This is a genomic window from Kitasatospora sp. NPDC023176 (genome assembly GCF_055560495.1).
In genome coordinates, this window is record NZ_JBVHIP010000022.1 from 140,460 (window position 1) to 150,299 (window position 9,840).

General features: G+C 73.7%; 10 protein-coding genes. 8 read left to right on the plus strand and 2 right to left on the minus strand.

The window, feature by feature from the left end; translation table 11 throughout:
* Positions 1-32: 32 nt before the first annotated feature.
* Both ACZ3YL_RS27040 and ACZ3YL_RS27045 read left to right on the plus strand, forming a co-directional pair.
* The gene (locus ACZ3YL_RS27040; RefSeq protein ID WP_465660152.1) at positions 33-1,409 is read left to right on the plus strand and encodes a family 2 encapsulin nanocompartment cargo protein terpene cyclase; all 1,377 of its coding nucleotides are present in this window, start codon (positions 33-35) and stop codon (positions 1,407-1,409) included.
* 65 nt (positions 1,410-1,474) lie between these two features.
* On the plus strand, positions 1,475-2,353 hold the full coding sequence (locus tag ACZ3YL_RS27045; RefSeq protein ID WP_188308599.1) for a geranyl diphosphate 2-C-methyltransferase: 879 nt from the start codon (positions 1,475-1,477) through the stop codon (positions 2,351-2,353).
* A gap of 93 nt (positions 2,354-2,446) precedes the next feature.
* On the opposite strand, the gene ACZ3YL_RS27050 is transcribed toward ACZ3YL_RS27045, so the two are convergent.
* Complete coding sequence (locus ACZ3YL_RS27050) at positions 2,447-3,100, minus strand: dihydrofolate reductase family protein (protein ID WP_465660153.1); 654 nt, start codon at positions 3,098-3,100, stop codon at positions 2,447-2,449.
* A 278-nt stretch (positions 3,101-3,378) separates the two neighbouring features.
* Between ACZ3YL_RS27050 and ACZ3YL_RS27055 the strand changes: the two genes are divergently transcribed.
* Positions 3,379-4,449 (plus strand): phosphatidylinositol-specific phospholipase C domain-containing protein, encoded by a 1,071-nt coding sequence (locus ACZ3YL_RS27055; protein ID WP_465660154.1) that lies wholly within the window; start codon positions 3,379-3,381, stop codon positions 4,447-4,449.
* A gap of 77 nt (positions 4,450-4,526) precedes the next feature.
* On the opposite strand, the gene ACZ3YL_RS27060 is transcribed toward ACZ3YL_RS27055, so the two are convergent.
* Positions 4,527-5,750, minus strand: coding sequence for a glycosyltransferase (locus ACZ3YL_RS27060; protein ID WP_188308596.1), 1,224 nt, complete (start codon positions 5,748-5,750; stop codon positions 4,527-4,529).
* A 273-nt stretch (positions 5,751-6,023) separates the two neighbouring features.
* Here ACZ3YL_RS27060 and ACZ3YL_RS27065 point away from each other — a divergent pair, with 273 nt between their 5' ends.
* The 5 genes from ACZ3YL_RS27065 to ACZ3YL_RS27085 all read left to right on the plus strand — a co-directional run bounded on the left by ACZ3YL_RS27065 (position 6,024) and on the right by ACZ3YL_RS27085 (position 9,409).
* Positions 6,024-6,416, plus strand: coding sequence for a ribonuclease (locus ACZ3YL_RS27065; RefSeq protein WP_188308595.1), 393 nt, complete (start codon positions 6,024-6,026; stop codon positions 6,414-6,416).
* Positions 6,417-6,539: 123 nt separating this feature from the next.
* Complete coding sequence (locus ACZ3YL_RS27070; protein WP_188308594.1) at positions 6,540-6,899, plus strand: 5-carboxymethyl-2-hydroxymuconate Delta-isomerase; 360 nt, start codon at positions 6,540-6,542, stop codon at positions 6,897-6,899.
* A 97-nt stretch (positions 6,900-6,996) separates the two neighbouring features.
* Positions 6,997-7,593, plus strand: a complete 597-nt coding sequence (locus ACZ3YL_RS27075) for a hypothetical protein (RefSeq protein ID WP_465660155.1) — start codon at positions 6,997-6,999, stop codon at positions 7,591-7,593.
* Between the two features lie 62 nt (positions 7,594-7,655).
* A complete protein-coding gene (locus ACZ3YL_RS27080; protein ID WP_188308592.1) occupies positions 7,656-8,177 on the plus strand; it encodes a hypothetical protein in 522 nt (173 codons plus the stop codon).
* A complete protein-coding gene (locus ACZ3YL_RS27085) occupies positions 8,177-9,409 on the plus strand; it encodes an MAB_1171c family putative transporter (protein ID WP_465660156.1) in 1,233 nt (410 codons plus the stop codon). The genes ACZ3YL_RS27080 and ACZ3YL_RS27085 overlap by 1 nt, the downstream gene beginning before the upstream one ends.
* Positions 9,410-9,840 lie beyond the last annotated feature (431 nt).

Here is a 9,840-nt window from a genome sequence, read left to right on the forward strand (position 1 = left end):
CCCCGGCCCGCTCCCGCCCCGGCGGTGGGCTCATGAGCTCCCCGGCGATCGAGCGGATCCTCCGCGGACCCACCGGACTGGGCACCGCCGGGCTGCAGTTGAGGCCGCCGGCCCCGGCTGTGGAGGTGGCGGCGCCCGCGGTCCATGCGCCTGATGTCGCGGCTCCCGAGGCCCCGACGGCCGCGCTCCCGACGGCCGCGCTCCCGACGGCCGCGCTCCCGACGGCCGCGCTCCCGACGGTGGAGGCCTCGCTGGTCGAGGCCGTCGCGGCGGAGGCGGTGGCGGCCGCGGCCTCGGTGCTGGAGGCCGTGCTGCCCGACCTCCAACTGCCGTCCGTCGCCACGCCGCCCTCGGCTCCGACGCTGCCGTCCGCCCCTGCCCTGCTCTTCGGCGCCCCGGCCGCGGCGCCGAGCGGTGGCAAGCCCAAGCTGGGCGACCCCATCCCGGGCCTCTACCACCACCCGATCGCCGAGCCCGACCCGGTCCGGGTGGAGGCGCTCAGCCTCAAGATCAAGGCCTGGGCCATCGACGAGATCGAGCTCTACCCGCCGGAGTGGGAGAAGGACTTCGACGGATTCTCCACCGGCCGCTACATGGTGGCCTGCCACCCCGACGCGCCGAGCGTCGACCATCTGATGCTCGCGGCCCGGCTGATGGTCGCCGAGAACGCGGTGGACGACTGCTACTGCGAGGACCTCGGCGGCTCGCCGATCGGCCTCGGCAGCCGGCTGCTGCTGGCGCACACGGCGCTGGACCCGCTGCACACCACCGCGGAGTACCACCCGGCCTGGGAGGCCTCGCTCTCCGAGGACGCGCCCCGGCGCTCGTACCGCTCGGCGATGGACTACTTCGTCCGGGCCGCCACGCCCTCCCAGGCGGACCGCTTCCGGCACGACATGGCGCGGCTGCACCTGGGGTACCTGGCCGAGGCCGCCTGGTCCGAATCCGACCACGTCCCGGAGGTGTGGGAGTACCTGGCGATGCGCCAGTTCAACAACTTCCGCCCCTGCCCGACCATCACCGACACCGTCGGCGGCTACGAGCTGCCCGCCGAGCTGCACGCGCTGCCGGCCATGCAGCGGGTGATCTCGCTGGCCGGCAACGCCACCACGATCGTCAACGACCTGTACTCGTACACCAAGGAGCTGGCCGGTCCGGGGCTCCATCTGAACCTGCCGGTGGTGATCTCCGAGCGCGAGGGCGTCTCGCGCCAGGAGGGCTACCTGAAGGCCGTCGAGGTCCACAACGAGCTGATGCACGCCTTCGAGGCCGAGTCCGCGGCGCTGGCGGTCGCCTGCCCGGTGCCGACCCTGGTGCGGTTCCTGCGCGGGGTGGCCGCGTGGCTCGACGGCAACCACCACTGGCACCAGACCAACACCCACCGGTACAGCCTGCCTGACTTCTGGTAATGCGCCGGTCGGCAGTCGCCCGTTTTCCGATAACCATCCCTGAAGAACCCTGGAGTTGACCCCTCATGTCCCTGACCGACGACATCACCACCCCCGGCAGCGCCATCCCCGGCCCGGCGACTCCGTACCAGAGCGACATCGCGCGCTACTGGAACAACGAGGCCCGCCCGGTGAACCTGCGCCTGGGCGACGTCGACGGCCTGTACCACCACCACTACGGCATCGGCGAGATCGACCAGGCGGCGATCGGCGACCCGGCGGACAGCGAGCGCGAGAAGAAGGTCATCGCCGAGCTGCACCGCCTGGAGTCCGCCCAGACCGACGTCCTGCTCGACAACCTCGGCGACATCAAGGCCGGGCACACCCTGCTGGACGCCGGCTGCGGCCGCGGCGGCTCGATGGTCATGGCCCACCAGCGCTTCGGCTGCCGGGTCGAGGGCCTGACCCTCTCCACCCAGCAGGCCGACTTCGGCAACAAGCGCGCCGCCGAGCTGGGCATCGGCGGGTTCGTCCGCTCCCGGGTCGCCAACATGCTGGACATGCCGCTGGAGAACGGCTCGGTCGCCGGCTCCTGGAACAACGAGTCCAGCATGTACGTCGACCTGCACGACCTGTTCGCCGAGCACTCCCGGGTGCTGGCGGTCGGCGGCCGGTACGTGACCATCACCGGCTGCTGGAACCCGAAGTACGGCCAGCCGTCGAAGTGGGTCTCGCAGATCAACGCCCACTTCGAGTGCAACATCCACTCCCGCCGCGAGTACCTGCGGGCGATGGCCGACAACCGCCTGGTGCCCCAGGCCGTCATCGACCTCACCCCGGACACCCTGCCGTACTGGGAGCTGCGGAACACCACCTCGCTGGTCACCGGCATCGAGGAGGCCTTCATCGAGTCCTACAAGGACGGTTCCTTCCAGTACGTGCTGATCGCGGCCGACCGGGTCTGACCCGGCCCAAGGCCGACGGGCGGCCTCCCCGCGCTGGTGCGGGGAGGCCGCCCGTCGGCCTTGCGGTTACGTGGTGCGCGCGATCTCACGCGGTCACGCGGTGCCGGGTCGGGTGAAGGTGAGGTGGGTGACCCCACTCGGGCTGGTCACCGCCTCGGTGTCGAAGCGCTGCTCCAGCCCCTCCAGCCCGGCCCAGAGCGACTCGCCCCGCCCGAGCACGACCGGCACCACGACCACGTGCAGGTGGTCGACCAGGTCGGCCTCCAGGAAGGCCCGGACGGTGCTCGGGCCGCCGCCGATCCGCACGTCCTGTCCGTCGGCCGCCTCCTTGGCCTGCCGCAGCGCCTCCTCGGGGGTGGCGTCGATGAAGTGGAAGACCGTCCCGCCCTCCATCTCCACGCTGGGGCGCGGGTGGTGGGTGAGCACGAAGACCGGGGTGTGGAACGGCGGGTTCGGCCCCCACCAGCCCTGCCAGTCCTCGTTCTCCCACGGGCCGCGCTGCGGGCCGAACTTGTTGCGGCCCATGATCTCCACGCCGATGCCGTCGCCCCAGGCGCTGGCCATCGCGTCGTCCACCCCGGTGCTGCCGCCCTCCTTGCCCTGCATCCGGCGGAAGGTGCGGGTGCCGAAGAACCAGCGGTGCAGCCGGTCGGTGGCATGGCCGAAGGGGAGTTCCAGGCTCTGGCCCTCGCCGGTGCCGTAGCCGTCGAGGGAGATCGAGAAGTTGTGGACCCGGACCAGGGACATGGTGCTGCCTCCACTGCTCGGTGGGTTGTTCGCGGCGGCCGGCGGCCGTCCGCTCGCGGGCCACGCTAGCGCCCGGGTCCGACAATCCTGACGCTCCGTCACGACCGGGGCGTGGCGTGCCGTCGGGCGGGGCAGTGAAGGGGAGGCCGGGGCAGGGGTGGGGAAACCGTCACGCTATTGTCGTGCCTTCTTCACGAGGTGCACGCCCCGTCCGGCGATGCTGCCTCCGGCGGCCCGCACCGGCGGGCGCCACGACCGACCCCGGGGGGACGATTCCGATGACCGTACGCCGTACCCTGGCGGGCCTGCTGGCCGCCGGCCTGCTCGCCACCGCCGCATCCCTGCTGCCCACGGCGACCCTCGCCGTCGCCGACACCGGCACCGGTGCCCTGCCGTTCGGCTCGGCCACCACCGTCGGCCTGCACAACACCTACGACCCGGCCGCCTACCAGTACCTCGCCCAGAGCCTGGACACCGGCACCGGCATGATCGAACTCGACCTCTGGACCGACGTCGTCACCCAGGAGTGGAAGGTCAGCCACTCCAACCCGCTCGGCAACTCCAACAACTGCACCGCCGCCGACACCCCGGCCCAGCTCTACGGCGGCGGCACCAACAAGAACCTGGAGCACTGCCTCGACGACGTCCGGGTCTGGCTCGGCGCCCACCCGGCAGCCGGGCCGCTGGTGGTCAAGCTGGAGGTGAAGGGCGGCTTCGCCGCGAACCTCGGCATGGGCCCCGACCAGCTCGACGCGCTGATCGCGGCCCACCTCGGCAACGCGGTGCTGCGCCCGGCCGACGTCCTGGCCAAGCCCGGCGGCGGCACCTACGCCAGCGTCGACGAGGCGGTGCGGGCGGGCAACTGGCCGAGCCGCTCCGCGCTCGCCGGGCGGGTGCTGCTCTACGCGATCCCGGGGACGGTCGAGGAGCACAACCCCTTCGACACCCTGCACACCGACGTCGAGTACGGCCGGCACCTGCGCGACCTGGCCGCGGCCGGCCGGATCGGCCAGGCCCAGCTGTTCCCGGCCGTGCACGGTGCGGCGGGCGGCGACCCGCGGAGCAAGTACACCGGCGCGGACGCCGGCATCCGCCCCTGGTTCGTGGTCTTCGACGGCGACGCGGCCACCTACCTGAACGGCATCGACACCGCCTGGTACGACCGCTCCCACTACCTGCTGGTGATGACCGACGCCCAGGCGGTCGCACCGCAGATCAGCGCCACCGACCCGACCGTCGACCAGGCCCGCGCCCGCACCGAGCAGCTGGCCCGGGCGCACGCCAGCATCGTCTCCAGCGACTGGCGCAAGCTCCCGGCGGTGCAGTCCCTGGTGCTGACCCGGGGCTGACGCTCCGCGGTGATCCGGGGCTGACGCTGTGCGCCGGCCCGGGGCTGACGCTCCGCGGTGACCCGGGGCGGCAGGGCTCAGCGGCGAGGGCCCTCGGTGAGCCGGTCGATGTGGGCGAGGACGGCCCCGGCCCCGTCCTCGCCCGCGATGAGCCCGGCGAGGTCGGCCGCGCGGCGGCGGACCGGCTCGGCCGAGGCGGCCGTGATCGCGGCGGCGAGGCGTTCGGCGGTGAGTTCCGCGAACGGCACCGGCTCCGGGGCGACTCCCAGCCGGTGCAGCCGCGCCGCCCAGAACGGCTGGTCGGCCATCACGGGCACCGGTACGGCGGGGACCCCGGCGCGCAGCGCGGCGCCGGTGGTGCCGGCTCCGGCGTGGTGGACGACGGCGGCCGTGCGGGGGAACAGCCAGTCATGGGGCAGATCGCCGACGGAGAGGACGCCGTCGCCCACCGCCGCCAGGCCGGCCCAGCCCGCCTGGACCACCGCGCGCACCCCCGCCCGCCGCACCGCCGCCGTCACCAGCTCACCGAGCCGCTCGCCCTCCTCCGGCGCCATGCTGCCGAAACCGATGAACACCGGGGCCGGACCGGCCTGGAGGAAGTCGACCAGGTCGGCCGGGGGCTGCCAGTCCAGCGGCCGGGCGGGCCACCAGAAGCCCGCCACCTCGACCTGGGCCGGCCAGTCCGCCGGGCGCGGCGCCAGCAGCGGGCTGTAGCCGTGGACGACCGGACGGGAGTGCCCGAGCGGTTCCGGGGAGGTCGTGCCGGGCAGGCCGAGGCGCTCGCGCATCCGGGCCACGGCGCCCGAGAACAGCCGCTCCGCGCGGCGGAGCCGCTCCCGGCCGGCGGCGAGATTGCCCTTCGCCCCCAGGTCCTCGGCGCTGCCGGGGCCGGGCAGCGGGAACTCCCCGGTGGCGAAGGCGGGCGTGAGGTACGTGCCGAGGACGGGCACGCCGAAGGCCTCTCCCGCCGTCAGGCTGAGCGGTGACGGGGCGAAGGCGGTGAGCAGCAGGTCGGCTCCGCTCGCCACGGCGTCCGCCACGCCGTCGGCGAGCCCGTTCACGAACGCGGTCATCACCGCCCGGGTCTCCTCCGGGGACGTCGCCCGGGCCCTGGCGAGGATCAGCTCCTTGGGATCCCCCGGCAGCGGTCGGTACTCCAGGCCACAGGACTCGATCAGCGGCGCGAAGGTCGGGTGGGCGACCACCGAGACCCGGTGCCCGGCGTCCACCAGGCGTCGGCCCAGGCCGGTGAACGGTGCGACGTCCCCGCGGGAGCCGGTGGTGACGATCAGGATGCGCATGGGGGCGATTCTGCCCGGCGGTCCGGTCGGCCGGCACCGGACTTGACGAGCCCGCCCGACTCGCCCACGATCCCGCCTGCCCTGCCCTGCCCTGCCCTGCCCTGCCCTGCCCTGCCCTGCCCTGCCCTGCCCTGCCCACGGCGTCGGCTGCCACGGTTTGCCACGGCGGCTGGCCTGCCGGTTCAAGTCATCGACGGGTACGGCGAGTTGACCGGAGATGAAGACTCCGAACGTGCCTTCCGGCGAGCCCGGGGGCTCGCCATCCTGTGGGGCATGACCCGAACTCTACGCGCGTGGAAGACCCGTGCCGTCGCCGTCGCCGTCCTCTCCCTGGCCACCCTGGCGCCCGTCGCCGTCGCCACCGAGGCGCACGCCGCGGTGAGCGGCACGGTGTGCGTGTCCGCCCTGCCGTCCCAGGCCCGGACCACCCTCAACCTGATCGCCAAGGGCGGGCCGTTCCCGTACCGCCAGGACGGCGTGGTATTCACCAACAAGGAGGGCGTGCTGCCCTCCCAGCGGTCCGGCTACTACCACGAGTACACCGTGGTCACGCCCGGTGCGCCGACCCGCGGCACCCGCCGGATCGTCACCGGCCAGCGCTCCCAGGAGGACTACTACACCGGCGACCACTACGCGACCTTCCGCCTGATCAACTTCGGCTGCTGACCGCGTCCATCGCTCTCCGGGCCCCGGCCGACCCTCGAGTTCCAGCGGCCGGGGCCCGCTGCCGTGCCCCGGGGGGCGGGGTAGGGTCAGGCGCTGCCCACCCGCACCGCCCCGGAGGACCCCGTGCCGCAGATCCTGGTCGACCACTCGGCCGAACTCGCCCTCGACCGCGCCGGTCTGGACGACCTGGCCGCCGCCCTGCACAAGGCCGTCACCGAGGTGATCGACACCACCGTGCCGGAGTGCAAGACCCTGTTCCGCCCGGCCCCGCACCACACCGTCGGTGACGGCACGAGCGGTGAGGCCGTGGTGCTGGCGGAGGTGAAGATCCTGGCCGGGCGGACGGCCGCGCAGCGCACCGAACTGACCGCCCGGGTGCTGGAGGTGCTGCGGGAGCACATCGCGGTGCCTGCCGCGATCGGCGTGCAGGTCACCGAACTCGACCGCGACACCTACCGCTTCGTCCACCACCCCGGCCGCTGACCGTCGCGGGCCGCCGCGGGCCGCGCCCCGGGTGCCTTCCGCTACCGTCCGGTCGAACACCGACGGTATCGTGACGAAGCCGCGGAGGGGGAAGCAGATGGTGAAGGCAGCAGCGCGCGACGCAGCGGGTGGGGCCGAGCAGCCGGGGGAGCGCGCCTCGGCCATCGCCCGCCGGGTGGACCGGCTGATGGCCCGTGAGGCGATCAGATCCGGCGGACGCCCGCCCGCCTACCGCGAACTCGCCGACCGGATCAACCGCCTGGCCGGGCGGGACGTCATCTCCCGCGACACCGTGCGCAACCTCCACCTCGGCCTGAACCAGAAGGGCCAGGCCTGCAACCCCACGGTGGACACGCTCGACTGGCTGGGCCGGGGCTTCGGGATCGGCGCCGGCGCGAGCTACTTCCTGGACGACGCCAAGGCCGCCGTGGTCGACGAGCAACTCGACCAGCTGGAGCGGATCGCCGAGTTGACGCAGGCGCTCGGCAACGACGGGGTGGTCAGCCTGGTCAAGCGGGCCTCCGCGCTGTCGGACGGCAGCCTGCGGGTGCTGCTCTCGCTCGCCGACAACCTCCGCCGGCTGGAACAGAACGCCGGCGGCGACGCGGACACCGCCGACCGCGACACCGCCGACCGCGACACCGTCGGACGGGAGGCCGCCGACCGGAGTGCCGGCCCGCCCGACGGAAGATGAGCGGGAGCGTCGCCCCCCGGCCCGCTCCCGCCCCGCCCCCGCTCCGAAGGAACACCCTCGCCTTGGCCTTCCCCCGTGGCCTGCGCCGCCGCTGCGAGCGGCGACTCTCCGGCCTGAGCCTGCCCACCCCCTTCACCGTCGAGGGCTTCCGCGCCGCGCTGGAGCGCGAGCGGGGCCGGCGCATCGTCATGGAGCCGCTGCCCGCGCTCGGCCCCGATCTGCCCTGCGGCCTGTGGATCGCGCTGCCCAGCATCGACGTCGTCTACTACGAGGAACGCACCAGCCCGGCCCACCAGGACCTGATCAAGCTGCACGAGCTGGGCCACGTCCTGTGCGGCCACACCGGCACCCTCGAACTCTCCCGGCTGACGGCCCTGCTGCCCGACCTGACGCCCGAACTGATCGCCCAGCTGATGGGCGCGGGCCGGACGAGCTACCACACCGCCGACGAGCAGGAGGCCGAGATGCTCGCCCTGCTGCTCGCCGACCTGGTCGGCACCACCACCGACCCGGGCCCGGCCTCCGACCGCCTGGCCGCGAGCCTGCTGCACCCGATTCGCCGACCCCGGTGGAGGAAGTCCTGATGCGCCCGCTGTTCACGTGGCTGATGCCCTCGCTGATCTGGGGCGTCGTGCTCTGGCGGGCCCCCTCGGCCTTCACCACCCGGGCGAAGTGCGTGCTGTGGGCGGCCTTCGGCGCGATCGCCGTCGGGCTCAGCTGCCGGCCGGGGTTCATCGAGCGTGCGCTGGGCGAGCTCACCGGGATCCGGGACGTCACCCAGCTGCTGAAGCACCTGGCCGGGGTCGCCGCGGCGTACTTCCTGCTGGAGTACGTCCAGGAGGTCCGCCACCGCCCGGAGCGTCCCGGCGCCGCCCGTGCCCGGCTGCTGCTCACGGTGGTCGCGGGCGTCGCGCTGACCCTGCTGTTCGTCTTCGCCCTCCCGCACGACGCCGACGGCGCCTTCGGCATCGACGCCCACTTCGGCGACCCCGGGGTGAAGGCCTACCTGTACGTGTTCAACACCGTGTTCGCGCTGGCCAGTGCCCGGACGATGGTGCTGTTCTGGTCCAACCGGGCCGCCGTCCCGCCCGGGGCGCTGCGGGTCGGGGTCACCTGCCTGGCGGCGGCGGGCGCGACCGGCCTGACGTACACCCTGTACCGGTACTGGTTCACCTTCTCCCACGGGGACTCGACCCGGTTCGACGCCGACGGCAAGCCGGTGCCGCTCCAGGACACGCTGAGCGAGCTGCTGCCGGCGCTGATGCTGGTGCTGCTCGTCCTCGGCGTCACCATCCCGCCCGTCCGGGCGGTGAGCGGCTACCTGCGCGACCAGTACGCGCTGTGGCGGCTGCACCCGCTCTGGGCGGACGTGGTGGCCGCCGTCCCGCAGGTGGTGCTGGGCACCCCGAGCAGCCGGCTGCGCGACCTGCTGACCGTCCGCGACCGCTCGGTCGACCTCGCCCACCGGGCCTTCGCGATCCGGGACGCCGCGCTGGTGCTGCGCGAGGACACCCCGGCCGTCGCAGCGGGCGGGCCGGTGCTCGCCGCCGACGAGGACCTCGCCCAGGTCGAGGCCCGCTGGCTGCGCGCGGCCGTCCGCCACCGGGCCCGCGACCTCCCGGCCCCCGCTCCGCCCGCGGCCCTCGGGGCCACCACCGGGGGGCGTACCCCGCGCGAGGAGATCGCCTGGATGCTCGCCGTCGCCGCGGCCTACCGGCAGCAGGCCTGGGACCTGGACGCGGAACCCGGCGCGGATCGCGGCGGGAACCTCGGCGGAAGCCTCGCCGCGGACCTCGGCGCGGACGAAGGCGTCTAGTCCGTCAGCCCGTTGGCGGGACGAGGCCCGTCCGGCGACTTCTTTCGCCAGTCGGTGCCACCCGGGAGGTGCGGTTTCCACTCGCTGGCGATTATGATCGTCGCCTGTGCGGGGGAGCCCGCCGCTACCACCCAGGGGGCCGGGGGATGTTCAGCGCGGAGGGCAGCCGGGGCGGACCCGGTGGTGACGGTGGTTCGCCGGTGGACGCCGGAGGGGACTCCCAGTGGCACCGTCGTCCCCGTGACACGGGGTGGAGTTAGCGGGGTGCAGCCGCCCGGCCGGTACATGAGTGCCGGGGAGCCGGGCCGGCGTGCGGATCGCGCTCCCGTCCCACGGGGGTGGGGGGGGGTGGGGAACCCACCGCCCCGTAATATTTTGGAAAGGTGAACAAAACACCGGAACCAAACACGGGTGTGTTCAATACCCAAACA

Bases quoted from the DNA above. Each gene is read 5' to 3' on its own strand.
- ACZ3YL_RS27040 (WP_465660152.1), top strand. From the start codon at position 33: ATGAGCTCCCCGGCGATCGAGCGGATCCTCCGCGGACCCACCGGACTG.
- ACZ3YL_RS27045 (WP_188308599.1), top strand. From the start codon at position 1,475: ATGTCCCTGACCGACGACATCACCACCCCCGGCAGCGCCATCCCCGGC.
- ACZ3YL_RS27050 (WP_465660153.1), bottom strand. From the start codon at position 3,100: ATGTCCCTGGTCCGGGTCCACAACTTCTCGATCTCCCTCGACGGCTAC.
- ACZ3YL_RS27055 (WP_465660154.1), top strand. From the start codon at position 3,379: ATGACCGTACGCCGTACCCTGGCGGGCCTGCTGGCCGCCGGCCTGCTC.
- ACZ3YL_RS27060 (WP_188308596.1), bottom strand. From the start codon at position 5,750: ATGCGCATCCTGATCGTCACCACCGGCTCCCGCGGGGACGTCGCACCG.
- ACZ3YL_RS27065 (WP_188308595.1), top strand. From the start codon at position 6,024: ATGACCCGAACTCTACGCGCGTGGAAGACCCGTGCCGTCGCCGTCGCC.
- ACZ3YL_RS27075 (WP_465660155.1), top strand. From the start codon at position 6,997: ATGGTGAAGGCAGCAGCGCGCGACGCAGCGGGTGGGGCCGAGCAGCCG.
- ACZ3YL_RS27085 (WP_465660156.1), top strand. From the start codon at position 8,177: ATGCGCCCGCTGTTCACGTGGCTGATGCCCTCGCTGATCTGGGGCGTC.